Genomic DNA, 25,643 nt, shown 5'->3' with positions numbered 1-25,643 from the left:
GGGCCACCCGGCCCAGGGTTCAGCGATGAACGGTGACTCTCAGCCTACTCGCGAGGGTCGCCCTCGGCGGGCAGACCGATGAGGCTGCGCAGCTCGTCGACCGTGTCGACCACGGCGATCGCATGCTCGAACTCGCCCTCCTCGGCGTAGCCCCAGCTCACCCCGATGGCCGGGATGCCGTGGGCGGCGGCGCCCTCGATGTCATGGATGCGGTCGCCAATCATGATCGGACGGCTCAGGTCGGCGCCGAACGCGTTCAGGCGCACCAGAGCCTCGGCGATGACATCAGCCTTCGCGCTGCGCACCTCATCGGCGGAGGCGCCCGTGATGATGTCGAAGTGGTGGGCGATCGTGAAGTGCTCGAGCATGAGCGTCGCCGGGGTCTCGGGCTTCGAGGTGGCGAGGCTCAGCGGCAGCCCCGACGCGTCGATGTCGGCGACGAAGAGACCCATGCCGGGAAACAGTGCGGCGTCGTAGGCGCCCTGGTCGAGGTACTGCTCGCGATACACCTCCAGCGCACGCTCGCGCTGCTCGAGCGTCATGCCCGCGCGGTCGCGGAACGAATCAAGGATCGGTGGGCCGACGTAGCGCAGCAGTTCGGCATCGTCGGGAACGGGTATCTCGAGCGCGACGAAGGTGCGCTTCAGGGTGTCGATGATGCCGGGCGCCGAGTCGGCGACGGTTCCGTCGAGGTCGAGCAGGATCGTCGTGTAGGGCAGGCTCACGACTCGAGCCTAGGTGCGAAGCCTCAGAACAGGCGGGGCACCCCGTCGTCGATGCCGCGCATCGCGTCGTAGTCGAGCAGCAGGCAGCGGATTCCGCGGTCCTCGGCGAGCGTGCGAGCCTGCGGGGTGATCTCTTGCGCGGCGAACACCCCGGCGACGGGGGCGAGCAACGGGTCGCGGTTCATCAGCTCGAGGTACCGGGTGAGTTGCTCGACCCCGTCGATGCCGCCGCGGCGCTTGATTTCGATGGCCACCGAGTGGCCCGCCGCATCCCGGGCCAAAATGTCGACCGGGCCGATCGCGGTCATGTATTCCCGCCTCACGAGCGTGTAGCCGTCGCCGGCGAGTTCGATCTGCTCGGCGAGGAGCTTCTGCAGGTGGGCCTCGACACCGTCCTTCTGCAGGCCAGGGTCGACGCCCAGCTCGTGCGCCGTGTCGTGCAGCGTTTCGTAGATCGACACGACGAGCATGTCGGCGGTCTTCGCGTGCGTGACGCGCCAGATCTCGGCGACCCCCGCAGCCCTCTGCTCGTCGTCGGGTTCGTGCACGGTCAGCGTGCACGGCGGGCTCATCCAGTTCAACGGCTTGTAGCTGCCGCCGTCGGAGTGCACAAGCAAAGACCCGTCGTTCTTGTGGATGAGCAACCGCGTCGCTATCGGAAGGTGCGCCTGCAGACGGCCGGCATAGTCAACGGAGCAGCGGGCAATGACGAGGCGCACCTAGCCAGCCTAGGTGGGCGGTGGCGGAGCCTACGCCGCGGGTGCCTCCTGCGGGGTGCGTGTGTTGACGCCACGCTCGCGCGTCGCCGGCGACGACACCGCGGTCAGCGTGACGAGGGCAAGCACCACCCACAGCGCGTCGATGAGGCCGATGCGCTCGCCGAGAAACCCGATGAGCGGAGGGCCGACGAGGAACGCGAAGTAGCCGACCGTGGCGACGGCGGCGACGCGCGCGGCCGCCTTGTCGGGGTCGTCGGCGGCGGCCGACATTCCGACGGGGAAACCGAGGGATGCGCCGAGCCCCCACACGAAGATGGCGACGCCGGCGACAACCGGCTGATCGACGAGAATCAGCACGCTGAGGCCGATGATCGCGAAGATCGCTGATCCCAGCAGCACCGGCACGCGGCCGAAACGGTTGAGCAGGGGAACGCCGACGATGCGTCCCGTGGTCATCGCGACGGCGAAGACGCCGAAGTAGAAGGCGCCGGCCGCCTCGTCGACGCCGCGGTCGTCGACCATGGCGAGCGCGAGCCAGTCGTTCGCGGTTCCTTCGGCGAAGGCCATGCCGAGCACGACGAGGCCGATGATGAGCGTGCGAGGCTCTTTCCAGATGGCCATGCGCTCGCTGAAGGTCGAGCGCTCAGGGCCCGGGCCGTCGTCGTCGAGGCCGGGCAAGATGCGGTGCTTGGGAAGGCCGCGAACGGTGATGAGGATGCCCACGCCGAGGACGAGGGCGACGCCGATCGTGTGTACGTCGAGGCCGACGCCCAGCACCGCGACGCCCGCGGCGACGCCGGCGCCCACGATCGTTCCTGCGCTCCACGCAGCGTGGAACCAGGGCATGATCGCCGTGCCCTGGGCTTGTTCGACACCCGCGCCCTCGACGTTCATGGCCACATCGGTGATGCCCATGCCCGCCCCGTACAGCGCCATGGCGATAAGCACGGTGACGTACGAGCCGAACTGGGCCGAACCTACGCCGACGACGGCGATCATGACGAGCGTCGTGATGATGCCGCCGAGAATCGATGCCCGCGTGCCGATGCGGGCGATCAAGTGGCTGGAGCCGAGCAGCCCAATGATCGAGCCGGCGGCGAGGCCGAAGATAAGCATGCCGAACTGCTCGAGGTTCACGTCGAGCGCGTCACGAATCGCGGGCGTGCGGGCGACCCACGTGGCCATCGTGGCGCCGTTGATCGCGAAGACCGCGAAGACGGCGAGACGCCACGCGGCCAGGCTCGGCTGCGTATCGAATCGATTCGATGTGCTCATTCGGCTACGCTACCAATCCCATGACACGCCCGGCAAACGACGACGCGACACCCGCGGTGGCCGCGACCGGTCGACCGACCCTCGCGCAGGTTGCCAAGCGCGCCGGCGTGAGCGCCTCGACCGCCTCCCTCGCGTTTTCCGGCGCCGGTCCGGTCTCTGACGAGACGCGCGATCGGGTGCTCGCTGCAGCTCGCGAGCTCGACTACGGCGGGCCCGACCCGCGCGCCCGAAGCCTGCGGACGGGACGCAGCGGCATCATCGCGGTGGTCATGGAGGAACGCATTCGCGACGGCTTCACCGACCCCATGGCGATCGCCATGCTCGACGGCATCGCCGACGAGATCGGTGCGGCGGGCTACAGCATGCTGCTGCTCACCGACAGTCCCGACCGCGAGGCCGGGGGTCTGCGCGACGCCCCCATGGACGCGGCCATCCTTTTCGGCTGCTCGACCGATCTCGACCCCGCCGTCGCCGTGCTCGGCCAGCGCCACGTGCCGCTGGTCGGCGTCGAAACAACGCCTCGCGACGGCATGCGGCTCGTGAACAGCAACGACCGCGACACCGTCGCCGAGAGCGCGCGACTGCTCAGCGAACTCGGCCACACCCGGGTCGGCATCATCACCCTCCCGCTCGACCGCGCTCGAACCCGCGGCCCGCTGACCGCCGACCGGCTCACCGCTTCCGACGCGTACACCGGCCTCGAACGACTCGCGGGGGCACGCGCCGTTTTTCCTGACGCGCCCGCAATGGTCGCCTCCGGTTCGCTCATCGACGAGGGGATGCTCGCGGCGCGACGACTTCTCGACCAGCACCCCGATATGACCGCGATCATGGCGCAGAGCGACCTGCTCGCGATCGGCGCCATCCAGGCGGCGGAGGAGCGCGGGTTGACGGTGCCGGGCGACGTGAGCGTGGTGGGCTTCGACGGCGCCCGCGTCGACGGCCTCACGACCCGCACGCTCACGACGGTCGTGCAGCCCATCGCCGAGAAAGGCCGAGCGGCGGCCCGCCTCGCGCTGGGCGCGCTCGCGGACGACAGTGACCTGCGTGATCAGGTATTCACGAGCATCCTGCGCGTGGGCGACACGACGGGGCCGGCACCGGTTCGCTAGCTCGCCCCCGTCACGATCCACCGTGTGCCGCGGGCGCGCCAGCCCAGGGTGGCCGCCCGCGCCGCGAGGTAGCCGATCATGAACGACAGGAAGAGGCCCGCAAGGCCGGCACCGAGCATCCCGATGGCGATCGCGAGCACAACCAGGTACGCGAGCAGATTCAGGATGCCCGTGACCGCCAGATAGCGCCCGTCGCCGGCCCCGATCAGCACGCCGTCGAGCACGAACACGAGCCCGGCGAGCGGGAGGCCGACCGCGAGCGTGACGACGGCGAGCGGGATCAGCGCGCGCACGGCCGCATCCCCCGTCATCGCAATCGCGAGCAGGGGAGTGGCGGCCAGCAGCGGCACCATGAGCGCCGCCCCCACGGCGACACCCCAGCCGACCAGCCGGCGGGTGATCGCGTGAACGCGGGGCACGTTCCTTGCGCCGAGACCGTGGCCGATGAGTGCCTGACCGGCAATGGCCAGGGCGTCGAGCGCGAGAGCCAAGAGGCTGTACAGCGCGAACCAGATCTGGGTCGCGGCGAGTTCCTCTGTGCCGAGCGTGGCGGCGACCGCCACCGTCGCGACGAGGGCCACACGCAGGCTGAGGGTGCGGACGAACAGCCACGAGCCGGCCTGCGCGGCGGCGCGAAGTCCGGTGACGCCGGGCCGTAGCCGAGCGCCCGATGCTCGCGCGCCGCGCACCACGAGCGCAACGAGGACGGCCGCCATGCCCCACTGGGCGATGACCGTGCCGATGGCCGAGCCCGCGACGCCAAGACCGAGTCCGTAGATGAGCACGGCGTTGAGAGCGATGTTGGCGGTGAAGCCGGCGGCCGCGACGATGAGCGGGGTGCGTGCATCCTGCAGACCGCGCAGTACCCCCGTCGCGGCGAGCACGAGCAGCATGCCGGGGATTCCCCACCACGCGATCGTCAGGTAGTCGAGGGCGGCCGCCGCGACGGCCGGTTCGACGCCGAAGAGGTCGACGATGAATCGCGAGCTCGGCAGCATGACGACGAGCAGGACGACACCGATTCCGAGGGCGAGCCACAGGCCGTCGACGCCCGCCGTCAGCGCGCCAAGGCGATTACCGGCGCCGAGGCGCCGGGCGACGATCGGCGTCGTCGCGTACGCCAGGAAGATCAGCAGGCCGACGACGGTCTGCAGCACCGTGCTCGCCACGGCGAGGCCGGCGAGCGGTGCCGCACCGAGGTGCCCGACCATCGCTGTGTCCGTGAGCACGAACACCGGTTCGGCAATGAGTGCTCCCAGCGACGGCACCGCCAGACGCAGGATGTCGCGGTCGAGCGGCGAGAGTCGGAAGCGGGTGCGCACCCCCCAAAAATACGGGGATTCCTAGGCCAGGCCGATCCCCAGAAGTTAGGCTCGGTATTCGTGACTGCAGATCTCGCAAGCGGCATCCTCCGTGACGAACTCGACCCGAGCATCCGTCCGCAAGACGACCTCTACCGGCACGTGAATGGCCGCTGGGTGGCCCGCACCGAAATCCCTGCCGACAAGGCGCGCTTCGGATCGTTCATGGTGCTCGCCGAAGAGGCCGAGAAGGCGGTGCGCACCATCATCGAGGAGGCGCAGACCGCCGAGCCGGGCACCGAGGAACGCAAGGTCGGCGACCTCTACGCGTCGTTCATGGACGAGGAGCGCATCGAGGCTCTCGGAGCCGAACCCCTCGCGCCGCTGCTCGCGCACATCGATGCGATCGCCGATCGGGATGCACTGATCACCACGATCGGGACGCTGCAGCGCCAAGGCGTCAGCGGCCCGCTGCAGCTGTTCGTCGACAACGACCCCGGAAACCCCGAGCGCTATCTCGTCTTCGTCGAACAGGGCGGACTCGGCATGCCGGACGAGTCGTATTACCGGGAGGACGCGCACGCCGATACCCGCACGGCGTATCGCGCGCACGTCGAGGCGATGCTGGCGCTCGCCGGCCTCGACGACGCGGGGGATCGCGCCGAGCGGGTCATCGCGCTCGAGTCCGCGCTCGCGGCCCACCACTGGTCGGCCGTGAAGAATCGCGACGCACAGGCCACCTACAACCTGCGTTCGTGGAAGGAGTGGCGAGCTGTCGCCGGCGATGTCGACCTGACGCTGTGGCGCGACGGCTACGGCATTCCCGAGGCGGCGCTCGCCGAGGTGGTGCTGCGTCAGCCCGACTTCACCGAGGGTTTCGTCGCTGTCCTGCACGACGCCCCGCTCGACGACTGGCGCGACTGGCTGCGCTGGCACACCGTCCGCTCGATGGCCCCCTACCTATCGGGCGCCTTCGTGCGGCAAAACTTCGACTTCTACGGCCGCACCCTCACCGGTGCCCCCGAACTGCGCGCGCGCTGGAAGCGCGGCGTCTCGTTCGTCGAGGCTGCGATGGGTGAGGCGGTCGGCAAGGTGTACGTCGAGCGGCACTATCCGCCGGAGGCGAAGGAGCAGATGGACGAGCTCATCGCGATGCTCGTCGCCGCCTACCGTCAGTCGATCGAGACGCTCGAGTGGATGACGCCCGCCACCCGCGAGCGCGCCCTCGACAAGCTCGATAAGTTCACGCCGAAGATCGGGTTCCCGGCCCGCTGGCGCGACTACTCGGCGCTCGCCGTCGACCCCGCCGATCTGCTGGCGAACGTGCGGGCGGCTGGCGAGTTCGAGTTCCAGCGCGAGCTGTCGAAGATCGGCGCGCCAATCGACCGCGACGAGTGGTTCATGACCCCGCAGACGGTCAACGCGTACTACAACCCCGGCTTCAACGAGATCGTGTTCCCGGCGGCGATCCTGCAGTTCCCGTTCTTCGATCCGAATCGGGATGCGGCGGCCAACTACGGCGCAATCGGCGCGGTCATCGGCCACGAGATCGGCCACGGCTTCGACGACCAGGGCTCGCGCTACGACGGCGACGGCGCCCTGCGCGACTGGTGGACGGCCGAGGACCGCGCGGCGTTCGAAGAGCGCACCGGCTCGCTGATCGCGCAGTACGACGCGCTCGAGCCGACGGAAGCGCCGGGCCACCACGTGAATGGCGCGCTGACGATCGGCGAGAACATCGGTGACCTCGGCGGGCTCGGCATCGCGTGGAAGGCGTACCTCCTGTCGCTGAACGGCGCCGAACCCCCGGTGATCGACGGCTTGACCGGCGCACAGCGCTTCTTCCTGTCGTGGGCGCAGGCGTGGCAGATCGCGATCCGCCCCGAAGAGGCGTTGCGGCTGCTGTCGATCGACCCGCACTCGCCGAACGAGTTCCGCTGCAACCAGATCGTGCGCAACATCGACGCATTCTACGACGCGTTTGGTGTGACCCCCGATGACGAGCTGTGGCTCGCCCCCGAGGAGCGGGTCACCATTTGGTAGAAGAGGCGCCGCTGACACGACGACGGGATGCGCGACGCGCTGTCCCCACGTCGGCGCGCCACGTCGCCCTCGAACGCGACCCCTCCTTCCGACCGTCATTCCGCGCGCTGGGTGCGCTCGCCTACGAGGGCGCGCGGGTGTCGGTCGCGGTTCTCGAGCTCGACACGGGCCGGCCCATCTTTGCCGTGGACGAGCGCATTGTCTTGCCGACAGCATCCGTCGGAAAGATTCTGTTGCTCGTCGAGGTGAGTGCGCGGCTCACCGAGCGTCGACTGTCGGATTTCGCCATCGTCGACCGGTCACCCCAAGACGCGGCCGCCGACAGCGGCCTCTGGCAGCACCTCCAGGCGCCGGCGATGCCCATCGCCGACCTCGCGGCGCTCGTCGGGGCGACGAGCGACAACCTGGCGACCAACGTGTTGCTGCGCCAAATCGGGCTGGACGCGGTGCGCTCACGCACCGAGCAGCTCGGGCTCGTGCGCACGGCTCTGCTTGATGTCGTGCGGGACGCTCGCGGCCCCGACCACGCGCCGCAGCTGTCGGTCGGCTCGGCCGCCGAGTTGTCGTGGCTGTTTCACGCACTCATGCACGGGCAAATCGTCGACCGGCAGACGAGCGACCGGGTGCTGAACTGGCTGTCGCTGAATACCGACCTCTCGATGGTGGCGAGTGCATTCGGGCATGACCCGCTCGCGCACCGCGGCGTCGAACACAACACGTGGATGCTCAACAAGACCGGCTCAGACGAGGGCGTGCGGTCGGAGGCGGGCGTGTTGCGTGGCCCGCGGGCCGGCTTGACCTACGCTCTGTCCGTGCAGTTCGAAGACCGCGACCTTGCGTCTCGACTGCGGGTGATGGATGCGATGCGAACCTTCGGCTTGGACCTCTTGGACTGGGTGCACTGACCGACGGGTCGGTCCGTGAAATCGTGGATTCCTCCACATGCCCCAATGCGGGGCTAGACTAGACAGTCTACGTTGTCGGGTCTTTCTCAGGGTCACTAGAGTGGCGGCGACCACCGAATGTGGCGCACCCGACGTTTGCCATAGGTCGGCGGTCACCCGAACACCCGAATCGCAGCACCCACTGCGAGAACGCGGTACCCACCGTGTTGCACCACCCATACCCGAATGCCGCGCGCCCTCGCGGACGCGCAGTGCTCCCAACCCCCAGGAGCTGATACATCATGTTGCGCAAACGCATACTTGCGGTTGCCACAGCAACCGTCCTCGCGCTCGGTATGAGCGTCGGCGGTGCTGGCGCCGCCCTCGCTACCACCGAGCCCCCTTTGGTCGCAGAAAGCGGCGAACAGCGGGGAAATCAGTGGCCCCATAATCAGGTCTACATCTGCAAGTACGTCGGCACCCCGGGCGCGAATGAGCGATTCCGGGACGCCAACCAGCCTCAGACCGTGGGTACCAACTCGATCACCGGTTTCACGGGCACATTCCCGGCTCCGTTCGCGGACAGGCATGGGAGGACTATCGCGATCGGCTATGTGGACGGTGCTTTCCAACCCACTGTGGCCGACTGCCCCCAGCCGGAGGGTCCGCCGCAGCCGACCCCGACTCCGACCCCGACTCCGACTCCGACTCCGACCGAGGTCCTCGAGGTCGGAATGTACATCTACGAGAAGCGTGACCCGGCTCTGCCCGCCTCGTGGCCGAACTCACTTGAGCAGAGGCTGGTGCTTTCGAAGACGGGAACCGATTGGTTTACGCCGGCCGACTTCCCGAGCGCCTTCCTCCCCGTAGATATTTGTGCCGGGGGCTGGGGAGTGCAGCAAGACAAGGTTCGCCACTTCGGCGACTTCACGTGGCCCGCAACCTTGTTGTACCCCGACATGAGAATCGGACCGGCCCTCTATGAATGGCGGCACGACGACCTCCTCACCTTCCTGGGCACCGATTGCGACCTGACGACCGAGCCGCTGGCGAGTGTTGCGTTCACCTTCACGCCACCAGCATGTGATGCCGCCCAAACGGTGAGCATGAACGGCGACCCGATTAACGCGACCGCGGCAGAGCCTGTCGTTGACGGCAACACGATCACCTACACCTTCGCGGCAGACGCAGAAAATGGCGCAGTCTTTGGTGATGATCCCCGTAACGCTCCGCTGTTCAGCCCTGCGGCCGGTGTGCCTGCGGACAGCACTGCGCCGAGCTTCACGTGGGACGTCAGCGACAACTTCACGACACTCACTGTCGTCGTCACGCTGGACACTGTCGACCCTCAGGATTGCGCTCCGCCCGAGAGGATCGTGCTGAAGCTGACCTACATGCAGGAGTGTGCTCCCGACCCCGACAACACGTGGCGCGTCATCAACGAGTACAGCGAGCCGGTCGAATTCCGCTGGGAGGCATACCGGACTGATCGCGGCGGCGAGCGTACAGCGCAACCCGGAGTGAACATTTTCACCACCGATCGCGGCAGCGAGACCATGAAGATCTACTGGTTCGACGGTGTGAAAGAGACTGAAGTCCAGGTCACGAAGGCGGCCGGCAACGACATCATCTGTAACGAGATCGATTTCGTTGACCTCACGCTCGCGTGTGACACCAACACGGCGTCCTTCGTGGTACCCGACGTTGAGGGTGTCACGTGGTTCTTCGGTGAGACCGAGGTCGAGCCCGGAACCCAGGTTGTCGCCGTCGCCGGCGAGATCGAGCTTGAGGCACGAGCCAGCGCTGGATACGAGTTCCCAAGGCAGCAGAAGACGAAGACGTTCTCGTTCGACGTCGCTGCGGCGACGGAGTGCGCTGCGGATCCGACGCCGGTCGTGCCGACGGTTGAGTCCGACTTCACCTGCGACACTCTGGGTTCGATTGAGCTGAGTGACACTCCCGGCGTAATCTGGACGGTCAACGGACAGCCGACCGAACAGCTCAGTCTGAGCGGCTTCGCGTTGACCTCGACTCCGACCGTCGAAGTGAGCCTCGACCCTGAGGTCGCTGGGGCGTTCTTCCCGGAGGGGACGACCACCGAGTGGACAATCGAGTTCGAGGAGCCGGACTTCATCTGTGACTTCGACTTCCCCGATCTGCCGATCGTCGATGCCATGGTCTCCACGACGCCGGTGACCTGTGACGCTGCTGGCACGTTCACGCTCAGCAGCCCGCAAGGTGGAGTGCAGTGGTTCGTGAACGGTGTGGAGCGTTCCGCAGGCACGTACACGGCCATCACGGGAAGCACGGTGAACATCGAGGTCGTCACGCTTCTCGGCTTCGGCATCGAAGACCAGGAAACGTCATGGACGTTGACGTTCCCTGCCTCGACAGTGCTGTGTGAGTCGACTGCGCTGCCGACGCTCGCGTTCGATGACCAAGAGCTTCCGACTCTGGCGGTGACCGGAGCGAGCGGCATGCTCGGAACGCTCGGGATCGCGGCTCTGCTCATCACCCTGACGGGCATCGGCGTCGTCGCCACCCGCCGTCGCGTGGAGGTGTAACACCCAGCACCCCCGCGCCGCGCGGTCGGGGGTCGGGAGCTGACCCGAATGCAGCACCCGCCCCCGACCCGCACCCCTGAGCGAACCGGATGCTTCCGCACAGGAGGCATCCGGTTCGTGGTGTCAGCGTGGCTGCATGATCAGCACCGCCCTCGCCCGCCAACTGCGCACCGCTGGCCTCGTCTGGCACCCCGCATCCGGTGACCGCTTCCAGATCGACCGGCCAGAATTCGACAGCGACATTTTCACGGTGAGCGACCTCACTATCGAGCCCCACCACTACGCGACGGGCACGGTGCTCGGCTTCAACGGCACCACCGAGTGGGCGCTCGACTCCGTTGCGGTGGAGGACGCGCTGTGGCTACCCCGGGAAGATCAACTCCGTGACCTCTTGCGGGCCGCCTTTCGGCGCCTCGACCGCACCGACGATGCATACGTTGTCACCGCGGTCATCGACGGAGACGAACGCCGCTATGAGAGCGTGTCAGCTCCCGAGGCCTACGGCCTCGCCGTGCTCGCCCTGCTCGACCGCGTGCGGGCATGACGCCGCAGCGCGCGGCACCTCGATGCCGAACAGCGCCTCCACAGCGCTACTGACCGCATCCGCCTCGCCGCGGGCCGCGTGAGCGCGCGCACGCGTCGACGGAGTGTGGAGCAGAACGCCGGCGAGATGGCGAAGCGCTTCCGCGGTGCGACCGTCGTCACCTCGGCGGCGTGCACGCTCGATCTCGTCGTCGACGAGTGACAGCACATGCTCGCGCAAGGCAACGATCGCGGGAGTCACCTGGGAGTGCGAGGCGAAGTCGTGCGCTGCCGAGTCGACAACAGCGCGGGCATCCTCCTCGGCGCTCCAGTGCACGAGCGGCGCGTGCATGCGCAGCGTTTCCAGGTCGAGCAGCGTTACTCCGTACAGGTCGCCGACTGCTGGGTCGATATTGCGCGGCAACCCCAGATCGACGGCGAAGAATCGCGCGTCGTCGGGCACGTCAGTGGCCGACACTGAGAGCCGCGTTGTGCAGGTGATGACGACATCGGCCCAGACCAGCGACGGTGCAAGCTCGTTGGTCGGCTCCGTCTCGCTGCGGGCGGCGAACACCTGGGCGCGCCCCGTCGGCGAGTACACGCGGATGCGGTCGGCACCGCGCTCGCGCAATGCGGCCACGGTCGTGGCGGCGTACTGGCCCGTGCCGACGAGCAGAACGTTGACGCCCTCCCATGAGCGCAGCCGGCTACCGACGAGGTCCAGTGCGAGACGGACGAGGGATCGACCCGTGCGGCTGGCATCACCCTCGGCGCGGGCCGCCCGCGCCGTGCGAATCGCGTGCTGGAAGGCTCGGTCGAGAGCGGGCGAACTGGCGCCGTTCTCACGGGCGAGCGAGGCCGCGCGCTTGACCTGACCTGCGATTTCCTCCTCACCAACGGCAACGGACTCGAGTCCGGCCGACACGGAGAAGAGGTGGTGAATCGCTCGAGCGTCATTAAGCAACTCTGCGGTAGTCAGGGCTTCTGACGTGCCGACTCCCGCGACGTTGTCGAGGGCGTCGGCCACGGCTCGAGACGCGATCTCGCGCGCGAGCGGATCGGGAGCATCGATGTCGAGGTACACCTCGACCCGATTGCACGTGGAGATGCCGACAGCGCCCCGAACGGCGGCGTGGGCGGCAGCAACCTGGGCGGTCAGGGCTTCGGCGTCAACAGAAAGCCGTTCGAGCAGATCGAACGGCGTATTGCGGTGATTCGCGGTGACGCACAGGAGCACTCGCACAATGATACGCCTGACATATCGAGTGCCTGCTCAGGAAACAGTGTCGAGTAACCGTCATTGACCAGGGGTTCTGCGTTCATCGCTCGATCAGTTTGGCGGCCGGCGGTGCCCGTATCCTGGAGCGCGTGCCTTTGAGTCCCTCGCATCCGCTCCATGACGGCCGTACGACAGGCGCCGCCCTGGTGCGGGCCTACCGCGGGCAGCGCCCCGAGCGCACGCCCGTCTGGTTCATGCGGCAGGCGGGCCGGTCGCTTCCCGAGTACCGCGCGTTGCGTGCGGGCGGCGACATGCTCGAGGCATGCCTGACGCCGACGATGGCGAGCGAGATCACCCTGCAGCCGGTGCGACGACACGGCGTCGACGCCGCCATCTTCTTCAGCGACATCGTCGTGCCCGTCCTGTTGGCCGGGGTCGACGTGCGCATCGTTGCGGGACGAGGCCCCGTTCTCGACAGCCCCGTGCGTACCGCATCCGACGTGCTGAAGCTCCGGCCCCTCGACCCCGCGGCCCTCGATCCCGTGCGGGAGGCGGTTGCGCTCACCGTCGCCGAGTTGGGTCACACCCCCCTAATCGGTTTCGCCGGAGCGCCCTTCACCCTTGCCGCCTACCTTGTTGAGGGCGGTCCGTCGAAAGACCAGATCCGCGCCCGCACGCTGATGCGCTCAGACCCGCAGACCTGGGCCAGTCTGCTCAACTGGTGCGCCGACATCACCGGTCAGTTCTTGCGTGCTCAAATCGAGGCTGGCGCGAGCGCTGCGCAGCTGTTCGACTCGTGGGTGGGTTCTCTCTCGCGCGACGACTACCGGCGCCGGGTTGCCCCCCACTCGAAGCGCGCTCTCGACCACCTTCGAGGGCTTGACGTGCCCATGGTGCACTTCGGGCTCGGCACCGACCGCATCCTGCCCGACATCGCTGCGCTCGGGGTTGACACGGTCGGCATCGACTGGCGCCTACCGCTCGACGACGCCGCAGCAATCCTCGGCGACGATGTCAGCGTGCAGGGCAACATCGACCCAGCACTGCTGGGCGCACCCTGGCCCGCGCTGCGCGCCCACATCGATGACGTTCTCGCACGCGGTCGCGCCGCCCGCGCCCACGTCGTCAACCTCGGCCACGGGGTTCCCCCCGAGACTGACCCCGACGTCCTCACGCGCATCGTGCAGTACGTGCACGGCGAATACAGCGACAACGGCTGAGCCGCATGGAGCGCGACATCGTGGTGGGGGCCGGCATTGCCGGCCTCCTCGTCGCGCTCCGACTCGCCGAGGCGGGCCGCGCCGTGCGCCTCGTCGAGGCGCGCGCCGGCCTCGGCGGCCAGGTGACGGGTCACACCGTTGCCGGCATCGAACTCGACGCCGGCGCCGAGGCCTTCGCAACGCGGGGACCAGACATCCCCGATCTTCTTACCGATCTTGGCCTGAACGACTGCATCGCGAACCCTGCGCCCCTTTCTGCCTGGATGCACGGGGTCGACGGGCGCAGTCGCCCGCTTCCCGCCGCCAGCATCTTCGGGATTCCGAGCGCTCCGCTCGCGCGCGATGTCGCGGCGGTGCTCGGCTGGCGCGGCGCGGCGCGCGCGGCGCTGGAACCCCTCATACCCGCCTCACGCGGCGCCGCCGCGTGCACCGTGGGCGAGCTGGTGCGCACGCGCATGGGCACGGCCGTGGTGGATCGCCTCGTCGCACCGGTCGTCGAGGGCGTGCACTCCGAGCATCCCGATCGCGTTCCCCTGAGTGCGCTCGGGCGCGTTCCCGAGCACATGATGCAGGGCGATTCGCTGACGCGCGCCGTGCGCCGCGTGCGCGACGACGCCCCCGCCGGCAGTCTCGTCGCGTCGCTCACGGGAGGCATGCGAACGCTCACCGACGCTCTGGCCGCACGACTCGAAGCTGTGGGCGTCGACATCGTCACCGAGACGCGGGCTACGGAGGTGACACCCGACTCGGTTGTGCTCGCCGGGGCGGGTTCGACACCGCACACCGATCGCGGCCGCCTGATCCTCGCCGCGCCGGGCCTCACCGGCTCGGCGTCCACCGCCACCCCGACCCACCTCGTCACCCTCGTTGTCGACGCACCACCGCTCGCGGACAACCCACGCGGCACCGGCCTGCTCGTCGCGCGCGGCGGAAGCGTGCGCGCCCGCGCCCTCACCCACGCCACCGCGAAGTGGCCGTGGCTGCGCGAGAGGGCCGAGGGGCGTGAGGTGCTGCGCCTCAGCTACGCCGAACCCGCCGATGCCGCCACGGCCCTCGCCGACGCGAGTGCGCTGCTCGGCACGCCGATCGACGACCGGCAGCTCGTCGACAGCCGGGCCGTGTCGTGGACGCGCGCCGGGCGCGCGGAACCGCATCCGAGCATCCCGACGGTCGGCGAGCAGGTCGCCGGAACGGGACTCGCCTCCGTCATCTCTCACGCCGAACGCACCGCGAAGGAGCTCACCGAATGACCGACACCGTCGCCTACACCCTGTACGCCGTGCTGCGCCGCGACCAGCATCGCGAGGCGAGCGGCGCGGGCGTCGCCGAGGCGCTCGCCGCCGTCGCCGACACCGGCGTCGTCGTGCGCGGCCTGTACGACGTGAGCGGCTTACGCGCCGACGCCGACATCATGGTCTGGATGCACGGAGAGAGCCCCGAGGCGATTCAGGCGGCGATGCGCACCATCCGTCGCGCTCCGCTCATGTCGACGCTGCTGCCGACCTGGAACGCGATGGGCGTGCACGTGCAGGCCGAGTTCAGCCGCAGCCACGCGCCCGCGTTCATGCTCGGCAAGGACCCGCGCGAGTGGCTGTGCGTCTACCCGTTCGTGCGCTCGTACGAGTGGTACCTGCTGCCCGAGGCCGAGCGTCGCGAGATGCTCGCCGATCACGGCCGCAAGGGCAGCGCCTTCACGGGCGTGCTCGCGAACACGGTCGCCGCGTTCGCGCTCAACGACTATGAGTGGTTGCTCGGGTTGGAGAGCGACAATCTGTTGGACCTCGTCGACATGATGCGCGACCTGCGGTACACGGAGGCGCGCCGGCACGTGCGCGAAGAGGTTCCGTTCTTCACCGGCAAGCGCTTTGCCGACGCCGACATCGACGCGCAGATCCTGGAGGTTGTGCGATGACACAGCGCAAATCAAATGTGGCGAACAATGGGCTCGGCCCCGACGGCACGGCCGTCGTCGTCGACCTCAACGACGGCCGCTACGAGGGCGAGCAGTTTGCCCGCGCCGCAACCGACGCGGCGCAGAGCTTCGCCCTGCCGGGCCGCGTTGAAGAGCCGGTTGCGTATGACGCCGTGATTCTCGCCGGCTTCGGCGGCCCCGAGGGGCAGGACGACGTGATCCCCTTCCTGCGCAACGTCACGCGCGGGCGCGGAATCCCCGACGAGCGCCTCGAGGAGGTCGCGCACCACTACCGCCACTTCGGGGGCGTGAGCCCGATCAACGAGCAGAACCGCCAGCTGCAGGCCGCCCTGCAGGCCGAGGCCGACCGCCGCGGGCTGAACATTCCCATCTACTGGGGCAACCGCAACTGGGACCCGTACCTGCCCGAGGCCCTGCAGAAGGCCTACGACGACGGCCACCGCACGATTCTGGGCCTTGCGACGAGCGCCTACTCGAGCTTCTCGAGCTGCCGCCAGTACCGCGAAGACTTCGCCCGCGCGCTCGACGAGACGGGCCTCTGGGGCCAGGTGCGCATCGACAAGGTGGGCCAGTTCTTCGACGCCCCCGGCTTCGTGCAGCCCTTCGTCGCCGGCGTCGTGGATGCACTGCGCACGCTGATCGCGGAGGGCGCCGACCTCACGACGACGCGTGTCTTGTTTGCGACCCACAGCATCCCGACCACCGACGCGGAGCGCAGCGGACCGCGTGATGTGGACTGGGGCGAGGGCGGCGCCTACGCCGCCCAGCACCTCGCCGTCAGCGAAGTGATCATCACAAAGGCGCTCGCCGAGCTGCGCGCCGAAGACGAGTACGCGAACCTGCCGGACGTTGAGTGGCAGCTCGTCTACCAGAGCCGTTCGGGCCCCCCGAGCCAGCCGTGGCTCGAGCCCGACATCAACGACGCCATTGCCGACCACGCCGCCGCCGGTGCGACCGCCATCGTCATGGTGCCGGTCGGCTTCGTCAGCGACCACATGGAGGTCATGTGGGACCTCGACACCGAGGCGATGGAGACCTGTGAGGAGCACAACCTCCGGGCCATTCGCGTGCCGACGCCCGGCGTTGACCCCGTCTACGTGAGCGGCCTCATCGACCTCGTCGAAGAGCGCCTCAACGGCACGCCGACCGGCGAGCGAGTGCGCGAGACCACGCTCGGCCCCTGGTACGACGTATGCCGTCCGGGCTGCTGCGAGAACGTGCGCGCGGGCTTTAAGCCGGCCATTTCGGGTCTGCAGCCGTGAGCCCTGCCGAGTCCGCCCCGATCCGGCTCGGCACTCGCGGAAGCGCCCTCGCGCTCGCCCAGTCGCAGCGCGTCGCCGACTCGATCGCGGCCCGCACGGGCCAGCCGGTCGAGCTCGTGCCGATCACGACCCACGGCGATACGTCGACCGCGTCGCTCGCGAGCATGGGCGGTGTCGGCGTGTTCGTCGCCGCGGTGCGCGAGGCGCTGCTCGCCGGGGAGTGCGACGTGGTCGTGCACTCGCTGAAAGACCTGCCGACGACGCCGCACGACGGCCTCGTGATCGCCGCCATGCCCGAAAGGGCGGATGCGCGTGACGCCCTGATCTCGCGCGACGCGGTCACGCTCGATCAGCTTCCCGACGGCGCGACGGTCGGCACGGGCTCGCCGCGCCGGCGCGCCCAGCTGCGGAGGCGTCGCCCCGAGCTGGAGATCGTCGACCTGCGCGGCAACGTCGACACCCGCATTGGTCGGGTGCTCGGCACAGCGTCTTCTGCTGCTGGGTCCGGTGTCGAGGCCGACCTCGACGCCGTCGTACTCGCCGCCGCGGGCCTCGAGCGCATCGGCCGCGACGACGTGATCACCGAGCATCTCGGGATCGACGGCTGGCCCACTGCTCCCGGCCAGGGTGCGCTCGCGGTCGAGACGCGCGCTGACACGCGCGGCCCGCTGCGCTCGGCGCTCAAGAGTATGGACCACACGGCGACCCGCGTCGCCGTTGACTCTGAGCGCGCCGTGCTGCGCCTGCTCGAAGCCGGCTGCTCGGCGCCGCTCGGCGCGCATGCGTTCATCGACGGCGGCATGCTTTTCCTCTCGGCCCGCGTGTACTCGCCCGAGACGGGAGAGCGCGTTTCGAGCGCCCACGCGCTGTACCTCGAAGACACGAAGACCCCGGCGGAGGACGCGGCGTCCCGCGTCGTCGACGACCTGCTGAAGCAGGGCGCCGCCGAGCTCGCCCCTCTGGGAGGGACCCCGTGACCGACGCTTCCCGCGATCTTGCCCCGCGCATCCGCCCCCGCCGCCTCAGGCAGTCGGCGGCGATGCGGCGCCTCGTCAGCGAAACCGACCTCCGGCCGCGCCACCTCGTGCTGCCGCTGTTCGTGCGCGAGGGCCTCGACGCCCCGCAGCCGATCGCCTCGATGCCCGGCGTCTCGCAGCACACGCTCGACAGCCTGCGCCGCATCGCCGCCGAGGCGGCCGAGGCCGGGCTCGGCGGGGTCATGCTGTTCGGCGTGCCCGCCACCCGCGACGCGGTGGGCTCGGGCGCGACCGACCCCGAGGGCATCCTCAATGTCGCGACCCGCGCGATCGCCGCCGAGGTGGGCGGCGCGCTCGTCGTGCAGACCGACCTCTGCCTCGACGAGTTCACCGACCACGGCCACTGCGGCGTCGTGGATGCGCGCGGCCGGGTCGACAACGACGCGACCCTCGAGCGCTACACCGCCATGGCGATCGCCCAGGCCGAGGCGGGCTCGCAGCTGCTCGGCCTCAGCGGCATGATGGACGGCCAGATCGCCGCCGTGCGCACCGCGCTCGACGACGCGGGCCACACCGACGTCGCGCTGCTCGCCTACTCGGCGAAGTACGCCTCGTCGTTCTACGGGCCGTTCCGCGACGCCGTCGACTCGCAGCTCACCGGCGACCGCCGCAGCTACCAACTCGACCCGGCGAACGGGCGCGAGGGCGTGCGCGAGGCGCTCATCGACCTCGACGAGGGCGCTGACGTCGTCATGGTGAAGCCGGCGCTCGCCTACCTCGACGTGCTGCGCCAGGTTGCTGACATCTCGACCGTGCCCGTCTGGGCGTACATGGTCTCGGGCGAGTACGCGATGATCGCCGCCGCCGCGCAGAACGGCTGGCTCGATGGCGACCGCGCCCAGCTCGAGGCGCTTCTGTCGATTCGCCGCGCGGGGGCCGACGCCGTGCTCTCGTACGCCGCGCTCGACCTGGCCCAGAAGGGACTCCTCTCATGACCCGCTTCATTTCGGGCCGCACCCCCACCACCAACGCCGAAGCGTTCGAGCGGGCGCTCGTTGTCACGCCCGGCGGGGTGAACTCCCCGGTACGCGCGTTTCGCTCGGTCGGCGGCACGCCCGTCTTCCTCGCGAGCGGTCACGGGCCGTACGTCGTCGACGTCGAGGGCACCGAGTATGTGGACCTTGTGGGGCAGTGGGGGCCGGCGTTGCTTGGCCACGCGCATCCTGACGTCATCGCGGCGGCGCGAGCGGCCGTCGAGAAGGGGCTCGGATTCGGCGCCGCCTCCACCGGTGAGGTCGAGTTGGCCGAGCTCGTGCTCGACCGCCTGACGCTGACCGGGCCGGACGGCGCCGAGCGCCGCGGCATCGAGAAGCTGCGCCTCGTCTCGACCGGTACCGAGGCGACCATGACGGCGATCCGCCTCGCGCGCGGCGCGACCGGGCGGCCGCTGCTCGTGAAGTTCGCCGGGCACTACCACGGGCACTCCGACTCGCTCTTGTCGGAGGCAGGTTCCGGCATTGTGACGCTCGGTATTCCGGGCTCGGCGGGCATCACCCCCGAGACGGCCGCGCAGACGATCGTGATTCCGTACAACGACGAGGAGGCGCTCGCCGAGGTCTTCGCCGCGCACGGCGAGCGCATTGCGGCCGTCATCACCGAGGCCGCCGCCGCCAACATGGGCGTCGTGCCGCCGAAGCCCGGCTTCAACAAGCTGCTCGCCGACACGGCGCACGCGCACGGCGCGCTGCTGATCGTCGACGAGGTCATGACCGGGTTCCGCTCGACGGCCGCCGGTTGGTGGGGGCTCGAAGAGCGCGAGGGCGTGCCGTACGACGCCGACCTCATGACCTTCGGCAAGATCATCGGCGGCGGCCTGCCGCTCGCCGGCCTCGGCGGCCGCGCCGAGATTCTCGACCTACTCGCGCCGCTCGGCCCGGTGTACCAGGCGGGCACCCTCAGCGGGAACCCCGTTGCGGTCGCGACCGGCGCCGCCATGCTGCGGGGTGCAGGCCCCGACGTCTACGAGCACCTGCCGCGCGTCGCACACGAGATCGCTTCTGGTTTTTCGGATGCGCTGAGTGCGGAGGGCGTCGCCCACACGGTTGCGTGGGCCGGCTCGCAGTTCTCGATCTTCTTCCGCGACAGCGCCCCGCAGAACTACGCCGAGGCGCAGGCGCAAGACGTGTTCCGCTTCGGTCCGTACTTTCACGCGATGCTCGAGCACGGCGTCTCGCTGCCGCCGAGCGTGTACGAGGCGTGGTTCGTCTCGGCTGCGCACGACGCGCGCGCGGTCGAGCGGGTGCTCGCGGCGGCCAGGCCAGCGGCACAAGCCGCAGCGGCCGCCCGACCCGCTGGCTGAGGGGCGAGCCTCAGCCGATCTCGGCGACGGCGGCTGCGAGCTGTGCGACGACGTCGTCGAGCGCGGAGGCCTAACGACCACTCTGAGGCCAGTCGGAAGGCTGCCCTACCCGATCAGAAGGTCGGCTTACCCGAGTCAGAAGGACGGCTCAACCTAATCAGTAGGCCGCCCCCTCGACGTCATCTGACGTCCAGAATTCAGGAAAGAGCGCCATCCCCCGCGGGGAGGTGACGTCTCACGCGGGCCGCTTCCTGAATTCTGAACGCGCTGCGGCTGTGGTTGCCGCTACGGCGGCTTAGCCCCGCGCGCTAGACGAGATACGGCCGCCCTCCGCACCGCTGACGTACGGGGAAGGGCGGCCGTATACGGGGACTGATGCCTGACGTTTCCTGACTCAGCCGATCTCAGCGACGGCGGCGGCGAGCTGGGCAACGACCTCGTCGAGGCCCCACGGCAGCGAGAGCGCGGTCGGCGGCGAGACCGAGGCGATGAACTCGGTGCCGACGAGCTGGGCGACGGCGCCATCGGCGACGGCCGGAATCACTTGCCCGTGCGGAGCGTCGAGAAGCGCCTGCGCTTCTTCGGCCGTCGATCCGTAGACAACGACGATGTCACTCACGAGTTCGCTGGTGCGCTCGTAGGACAGTGTGAAGAAGAACGGGGACTCATCCGTGTCGAGTTCGTCGACGGCGGGGGCGTTCACGAAGCCGAGGTCGAGCATGAACTCGACGCGCGGGTCTTCGTCGGCGTAGACGTAGAAGGTTCCGGCGGTGTCCCACGCGGTGGCGAGGCTCACGCCCTGGAACTCGGGGTTCGCCTCGGCGGCCGCGGCGATCTCGGCGTCGATGCCGTCGAGCACCGCCGTCGCCTCGTCGGCGAGGCCGAGCGCCTCACCGGTGATCGAGATGACGTCGCGCCACGGGGTCGACCACGGCTGGTCTTCGTACGCGACGACGGGGGCGATCGCGCTGAGCGTCTCGTACTGCTCTTCCGTGATGCCTGAATAGTGGGCGAGGATTACGTCGGGGTCGGCCGCGGCGATGTCTTCGAACGGCACGTCTTCGCCGGTGTCGGGCAGTACGGTCGGGGTCTCGGCGCCCAGCTCGTCGAGGGCCTCGGCGATCCAGGGAAGCACGCCGTTCTCGTCGCCGCCGTACGCCTGGAAGGGCATCGCCACGGGCACGACACCGAGGGCGATTGCCGCGTCGGTGGCTCCCCAGCCCCAGGTGACGACCCGCTCGGGCGCCTCGGCGATCTCGGTCTCGCCGAAGGCGTGCTCGATCGTGACCGGGAAGGCGGCGGTGTCGGCCGCGGGGGCGGAGCCCGTGTCACCCTCGTCGGCGGGGGTGCCGGATGCGCATCCCGCGAGAACGAGGGCACTCGCGGCGGCGAGGGCGAGGGCGGGAAGTGCGCGGGCGGATAGGGCGCGGGGCGCTGCGGGCATGGGAAAGATGCTCCTCGAGGAGGGGCCGCGACGACGCGGCAGATTGGATTAGGTAAGGCTTACCTTACTGCATGCGTTCCTGGGAGACAACCGCGGAGGAACCGAGGGAACTGGCGCGCGGCAGCACGACGGGGCGACCCGTGTCGGGGTCGGTCAAAATTCGCGCGTCGATGCCGAACGCATCCCGAACCGTCGCCTCGGTGAGTACCTCGCTCGCCGCGCCCTGCGCGACGATGCGGCCGTCGCAGAGCACGACGAGCTCGTCGGCGTAGCGCGCCGCGAGCGTGAGGTCGTGCAGCACGACGACGACGGTCGTGCCGCGGTCGACCTCGGCGCGCAGCACGTCGAGCACCTCGACCTGGTGGGCGACGTCGAGCGCGCTGGTCGGCTCGTCGAGCAGCAGGATGCGCGGTTGCTGTGCCAGCGCCATCGCGATCCAGACGCGCTGCCGTTGCCCGCCGCTCAGCTCATCCATGCGCCGCTCGGTGAGCGAGGCGGCGTCGGTCGCGGCGAGGGACGCGGCCACGACCGCGTCGTCGTCGCTCGAGCGTCCGCGGAAGATCGGCTGGTGCGGGTAGCGGCCGCGGGCGACGAGCTCGCCGGCCGTGATGCCCTCGGGCGCGATCGGGTTCTGGGGCAGCACGCCGATCATGCGGGCGAGTTGCCGGGCGGCGATGCGCTCGATCGGATTGCCGTCGAGGGTGATCCGGCCGGCGTGGGCGGGCAGCAGGCGGGCGAGGCCACGCAGCAGGGTCGACTTCCCACTCGCGTTCGCGCCGACCAGCACCGTGAGGGCGCCGGGGCGCACGGCCAGGTCGACGCCGTGCACGACCGGCCGGACTTTCGTGTAGCCGAGGGTGAGATTCTCGGCGCGCAAGGCGGGCGCGGCGGCGCCGGGCGCGTCGGGCGAGAGCGTCACGGAAGCGGGTGCGGTCGCGGTCATGCGCGTCCTTCCTGGCGGGCGGCGCGGATCAACAGCCACACGAGTAGCGGGGCGCCGACGGCGCCGGTGACGAGGCCGGCGGGCGGCTGCAGGGTTCCAGGGATGAGGTTCTGGGCGACGAGGTCGCTGGCGAGCACAAGCACCGCACCCACGAGGGCGGCGGTGAGCACGGCGGGTCCTCCGCCGCGCAGGCGTCGGGCGATCGGCCCCGCCACGAAGGCGACGAAGGCGAGCGGGCCCGCGACCGCGACGGAGACCGCGGCGAGCACGGTCGACGCGGTCACGGCGAGGATGCGCGTGCGGCGCGGGCGGGAGCCCACCGCCGTCGCGGTCTCGTCGCCCAGCAGCTGGGCGGCGAGGGCGCCCCGCCCGAGAACGGTGCCGATGGCGACGACGGCGACGAGCATCCCGAGCACGAGGGTTTCGGGGGCCGACGGCGAGCCGACGCTGCCGACGAGCCAGAAGTAGGCGGTGCCCGCCTGCTCGAGGCGGGCACGGGTGAGGGCGTAGCCGAGCACGCCCTGCGCGAGGAAGGCGACGGCGATGCCGACGACCACGATGCGGGTTCCGCCGAGCTTTCGGCCGCTCGCGGCGAGCACCAGCACGATGGCGACGGTGGCGCCGACGAGGGCCGAGCCTGACACGGCGAGACCCGTGGCACCCGCCCCGATCGCGAGCACGGCGGCGGCGCTCGCCCCGCCCGTGACGCCGACGATGTCGGGGCTCGCGAGCGGGTTGCGAACGACCGACTGCAGCAGGGCGCCCGCCATGCCGAGGGCGGCGCCAACGACGAGGGCGAGCGTGAGGCGGGGCAGGCGCAGCTCGCGCACGATGAACTGCTCCCCGCCGTCGGCCGTGCCGGCAAGCGCGGCGATGACGTCGGCGGGCGCGATCGCAACCGATCCGACGGCGAGCGCGGTGATCGAGAGGGCGACCCCCGCGGCGGCGAGGATGCCGGTGGTGCTCGCCGCGCGCATCCGTCGTTCGCGTCGAGTGCGGCTGAGTGCGCCCAGCGCGACGGCCGCGCTCATGCGGCGACCGCCCGTCGGGCGCGCACGAGGGCGATGAGCAGCGGGGCGCCGAGGGCGGCGACGACGATGCCGACCTCCAGCTCGCCGGGGGGCGCCACGAGACGGCCGATGACGTCGGCGACGAGCACGAAGGCGGCCCCGGCGACGGCCGCGACCGGCATCAGCAGGCCGTGGTGCCCGCCGACGGCGGCGCGGGCGGCGTGGGCGCCGAGCAGCCCGACGAAGACGAGCGGCCCGGCGAGCGCGGTGGCGGTGCCGGAGAGTAGCACGATGGCGACGAGGGATCCGCCGCGCACGGCGCCGAGCCGGAACCCGAGCCCGCGTGCGACGTCGTCGCCGAGTGCGAGCGCGTCGAGCGGCCGGGCGAGCAGTGCGGCGACGACGATGCCGACGAGGGCGAGCGGCAGCAGGGTGAGGGCGGCGTCGAGGTCGCGGCCGGTGAGCGAGCCGACCGTCCAGAAGCGGTAGCGGTCGAGCGCCGCCGGATCGCCGAGCAGCACGAGGGTCGTGAGGGTGCCGAGTCCGGCGGTGACGGCGAAGCCGACGACGACGAGCAGCGCCGGGGTGGCACGGTCGCCGGCCGCGCGGGCAAGCGCCCCGACACCGAGGCTCGTGACGAGCGCGCCCGCCAGCGCCCAGACGGCGAGCCCGATGACGCCGGTCTCGCCTGCAAGAGCGATGCCCAGCACGACGGCGAAGGATGCGCCCGCCGTCACTCCGAGCAGGCCCGGGTCGGCGACGGGGTTGCGCGTGACGCCCTGCATCACGACGCCTGCAAGGCCGAGCGCCGCACCGACGACGAGGCCGATGACGGTGCGGGGCACGCGCAGGTCGCGCACGGCGACGGCGTCGGCCGGGTCGGCGAGCGCGCCCGGATCGGTGAGCGCGGTGAGGACAGTGCCGAGGTCGGTGCCGCGGGCGCCGAGCGCGAGGCTAAGCGCGACGGCGAGGGCGAGCCCGAGGCCGAGCAGGGCGGCGCCGCGCATGCGGGCCGCTCGCGAGCGAGTCGACGCGACGAGCTGTGGCGCCCGCGCCACACCGCTCTGCCGCGCCACCGAACTCGGCGCGGCCTCGGTCGCTGTCACTGCCCTTCGGAGCGACCCTCACGCCAGTAGCCCATGAAGGCCACGGCGCGACGGTTCACCCCGACGTCACTCACCAGATACCGGCGCAGCCGCTTGACCACTGCTGCCTCACCGGCGATCCAGGCGTAGAAGTCGTTGTCCCGCGGGTCGATAGGGCTGTCCCAGAGCAGTTCGGTGTCGACATCGATGTCGTCGAGGGTGTGGGGTGAGGCGTCGAGGGCGGTCGTGAGCTCAGCGCGGTGGCCGCCGATCCAGTTCTCCAGCGAGCGTTGGAGCAATTCCCCGCGGGGGGCGACCGCCTGGAAGCCCTGCGCAGTTTCGCAACCGGCGTCACGGGCGAGCCAGGTGACACGGTGCCGCGCCGTTGGCACGATGCGTTGGATGTCTGCGCTCGACGCGACCTCAACGAATGCTTGCGCACGGATACCCGGCGCCAGCGATTCGAGGATCGATAGAATCGCGGGGGCCGCGGTCTCGTCGCCCGCAAGCAGCACGGTGCGAGCGTCGCCGGGACGCCAATCGCACCCGATCAGCGGGTCAGCCGTGCGCGCGTCGGGCCCGACGATGAGGACCTCGTCGCCGACCCCCACCTGCCTCAGCCAGCGGGCAGCGGGCCCATCGCCCCCGGGAGCGGGATCGTGCAGCACCATGTCGACGTCGAGGCGAGCGGCCTCGGAGTCGATCGCCCGAACGGTGTAGGTGCGGAACGCGGGTCGCTCGGCATCCGGGAGCGCGCGCCAGCGGGCGTACCAGTCGCCTGCCAGAATCGCCGCGTCGTCGCCCTGACCCAGGTCAGGCAGGGCGCCGTCACCGGGGAACACAATCTTGACGCGCTGGTCGAGCCCCGTGGTGCCGAAAACCTCGAAGTCATCCCCTGTAAAGCTCACCCGCACGAGATGACGCCCGATCGGAAGCACGCGCGAAACGCGCGCGGAAAACGGGCGATAGGCCGGGTAGTTCAGGGATGCTCGGCGGTGGTCGAGCGCGTGACCATCTCGTACGGGTGAGGTAAGCATTACCTAAGT

Annotated in this window: 22 protein-coding genes; 12 read left to right on the top strand and 10 right to left on the bottom strand. The window is 70.0% G+C overall.

Translation table 11 applies throughout. The annotated features are described in order from the left end of the window. Window positions 1–44 precede the first annotated feature (44 nt). The 3 genes from EV140_RS08060 to EV140_RS08050 are packed head-to-tail and all read right to left on the bottom strand — an operon-like array spanning window position 45 to window position 2,719. Entirely contained in the window at window positions 45–725 is a 681-nt protein-coding gene (locus EV140_RS08060) for an HAD hydrolase-like protein (RefSeq protein WP_130282803.1), read from the bottom strand. 23 nt (window positions 726–748) lie between these two features. Next, complete coding sequence (gene nucS / locus EV140_RS08055) at window positions 749–1,444, bottom strand: endonuclease NucS (RefSeq protein WP_130282801.1); 696 nt, start codon at window positions 1,442–1,444, stop codon at window positions 749–751. Window positions 1,445–1,474: 30 nt separating this feature from the next. Then, window positions 1,475–2,719, bottom strand: a complete 1,245-nt coding sequence (locus tag EV140_RS08050) for an MFS transporter (RefSeq protein ID WP_130282799.1) — start codon at window positions 2,717–2,719, stop codon at window positions 1,475–1,477. Between the two features lie 20 nt (window positions 2,720–2,739). Here EV140_RS08050 and EV140_RS08045 point away from each other — a divergent pair, with 20 nt between their 5' ends. After that, window positions 2,740–3,831, top strand: a complete 1,092-nt coding sequence (locus tag EV140_RS08045) for a LacI family DNA-binding transcriptional regulator (RefSeq protein WP_130282797.1) — start codon at window positions 2,740–2,742, stop codon at window positions 3,829–3,831. On the opposite strand, the gene EV140_RS08040 is transcribed toward EV140_RS08045, so the two are convergent. Further along, the gene (locus EV140_RS08040) at window positions 3,828–5,153 is read right to left on the bottom strand and encodes an MATE family efflux transporter (protein WP_241971371.1); all 1,326 of its coding nucleotides are present in this window, start codon (window positions 5,151–5,153) and stop codon (window positions 3,828–3,830) included. The two genes, EV140_RS08045 and EV140_RS08040, sit on opposite strands and share 4 nt — an antisense overlap. Before the next feature lie 60 nt (window positions 5,154–5,213). On the opposite strand from EV140_RS08040, the gene EV140_RS08035 reads away from it, so the two are divergent. The 4 genes from EV140_RS08035 (at window position 5,214) to EV140_RS08020 (ending at window position 11,167) form a co-directional block, all read left to right on the top strand. Next, the gene (locus EV140_RS08035) at window positions 5,214–7,175 is read left to right on the top strand and encodes a M13 family metallopeptidase (protein WP_130282795.1); all 1,962 of its coding nucleotides are present in this window, start codon (window positions 5,214–5,216) and stop codon (window positions 7,173–7,175) included. After that, entirely contained in the window at window positions 7,169–8,080 is a 912-nt protein-coding gene (locus tag EV140_RS08030; RefSeq protein ID WP_241971370.1) for a serine hydrolase, read from the top strand. Before EV140_RS08035 ends, EV140_RS08030 begins: the two co-directional genes overlap by 7 nt. Window positions 8,081–8,697: 617 nt before the next feature. Beyond that, complete coding sequence (locus EV140_RS08025) at window positions 8,698–10,623, top strand: hypothetical protein (RefSeq protein ID WP_130282793.1); 1,926 nt, start codon at window positions 8,698–8,700, stop codon at window positions 10,621–10,623. 136 nt (window positions 10,624–10,759) lie between these two features. Further along, window positions 10,760–11,167: a pilus assembly protein CpaE gene (locus EV140_RS08020; RefSeq protein ID WP_130282791.1), complete on the top strand. Its 408-nt coding sequence runs from the start codon at window positions 10,760–10,762 to the stop codon at window positions 11,165–11,167. Here the strand turns inward: EV140_RS08020 and EV140_RS08015 are convergent. Continuing rightward, window positions 11,108–12,382, bottom strand: coding sequence for a glutamyl-tRNA reductase (locus EV140_RS08015; protein WP_157985631.1), 1,275 nt, complete (start codon window positions 12,380–12,382; stop codon window positions 11,108–11,110). The genes EV140_RS08020 and EV140_RS08015 overlap by 60 nt on opposite strands. A 131-nt stretch (window positions 12,383–12,513) precedes the next feature. Here EV140_RS08015 and hemE point away from each other — a divergent pair, with 131 nt between their 5' ends. From hemE to EV140_RS07980, 7 genes are read left to right on the top strand one after another with little or no spacing between them, the layout of a single operon-like run. Next, window positions 12,514–13,584: a uroporphyrinogen decarboxylase gene (gene hemE / locus EV140_RS08010; RefSeq protein ID WP_130282787.1), complete on the top strand. Its 1,071-nt coding sequence runs from the start codon at window positions 12,514–12,516 to the stop codon at window positions 13,582–13,584. 5 nt (window positions 13,585–13,589) lie between these two features. Continuing rightward, window positions 13,590–14,834 (top strand): protoporphyrinogen/coproporphyrinogen oxidase, encoded by a 1,245-nt coding sequence (locus EV140_RS08005; RefSeq protein WP_130282785.1) that lies wholly within the window; start codon window positions 13,590–13,592, stop codon window positions 14,832–14,834. Next, window positions 14,831–15,496, top strand: a complete 666-nt coding sequence (gene hemQ / locus EV140_RS08000; RefSeq protein ID WP_130282783.1) for a hydrogen peroxide-dependent heme synthase — start codon at window positions 14,831–14,833, stop codon at window positions 15,494–15,496. Before EV140_RS08005 ends, hemQ begins: the two co-directional genes overlap by 4 nt. Then, window positions 15,493–16,779: a ferrochelatase gene (locus EV140_RS07995; protein ID WP_130282781.1), complete on the top strand. Its 1,287-nt coding sequence runs from the start codon at window positions 15,493–15,495 to the stop codon at window positions 16,777–16,779. The genes hemQ and EV140_RS07995 overlap by 4 nt, the downstream gene beginning before the upstream one ends. Next, the gene (gene hemC / locus EV140_RS07990; RefSeq protein ID WP_130282779.1) at window positions 16,776–17,756 is read left to right on the top strand and encodes a hydroxymethylbilane synthase; all 981 of its coding nucleotides are present in this window, start codon (window positions 16,776–16,778) and stop codon (window positions 17,754–17,756) included. The genes EV140_RS07995 and hemC overlap by 4 nt, the downstream gene beginning before the upstream one ends. Beyond that, window positions 17,753–18,751, top strand: a complete 999-nt coding sequence (gene hemB, locus EV140_RS07985; protein ID WP_277871099.1) for a porphobilinogen synthase — start codon at window positions 17,753–17,755, stop codon at window positions 18,749–18,751. Before hemC ends, hemB begins: the two co-directional genes overlap by 4 nt. Continuing rightward, window positions 18,748–20,115, top strand: coding sequence for a glutamate-1-semialdehyde 2,1-aminomutase (locus EV140_RS07980; protein ID WP_130282777.1), 1,368 nt, complete (start codon window positions 18,748–18,750; stop codon window positions 20,113–20,115). Before hemB ends, EV140_RS07980 begins: the two co-directional genes overlap by 4 nt. Before the next feature lie 394 nt (window positions 20,116–20,509). Here the strand turns inward: EV140_RS07980 and EV140_RS07975 are convergent, their stop codons facing one another. The 5 genes from EV140_RS07975 to EV140_RS07955 form a co-directional block, all read right to left on the bottom strand. After that, window positions 20,510–21,559 carry an ABC transporter substrate-binding protein gene (locus EV140_RS07975; RefSeq protein WP_130282775.1) on the bottom strand — a complete coding sequence of 350 codons (1,050 nt, stop codon included), beginning with the start codon at window positions 21,557–21,559 and terminating at the stop codon, window positions 20,510–20,512. Between the two features lie 64 nt (window positions 21,560–21,623). Next, a complete protein-coding gene (locus EV140_RS07970; protein WP_130282773.1) occupies window positions 21,624–22,502 on the bottom strand; it encodes an ABC transporter ATP-binding protein in 879 nt (292 codons plus the stop codon). Beyond that, the gene (locus tag EV140_RS07965; protein ID WP_130282771.1) at window positions 22,499–23,533 is read right to left on the bottom strand and encodes a FecCD family ABC transporter permease; all 1,035 of its coding nucleotides are present in this window, start codon (window positions 23,531–23,533) and stop codon (window positions 22,499–22,501) included. Before EV140_RS07965 ends, EV140_RS07970 begins: the two co-directional genes overlap by 4 nt. Then, window positions 23,530–24,519 carry a FecCD family ABC transporter permease gene (locus EV140_RS07960; protein ID WP_130282769.1) on the bottom strand — a complete coding sequence of 330 codons (990 nt, stop codon included), beginning with the start codon at window positions 24,517–24,519 and terminating at the stop codon, window positions 23,530–23,532. The genes EV140_RS07965 and EV140_RS07960 overlap by 4 nt, the downstream gene beginning before the upstream one ends. A gap of 95 nt (window positions 24,520–24,614) precedes the next feature. Next, window positions 24,615–25,634, bottom strand: coding sequence for a siderophore-interacting protein (locus tag EV140_RS07955; protein ID WP_130282767.1), 1,020 nt, complete (start codon window positions 25,632–25,634; stop codon window positions 24,615–24,617). Window positions 25,635–25,643: the final 9 nt, after the last annotated feature.

It is taken from the genome of Microcella alkaliphila (assembly GCF_004216855.1).
Classification (GTDB): Bacteria; Actinomycetota; Actinomycetes; order Actinomycetales; family Microbacteriaceae; genus Microcella; species Microcella alkaliphila.
The sequence above is the reverse complement of the archived record's forward strand: the minus strand, read 5'-3'. Positions and strand labels throughout refer to the sequence as shown.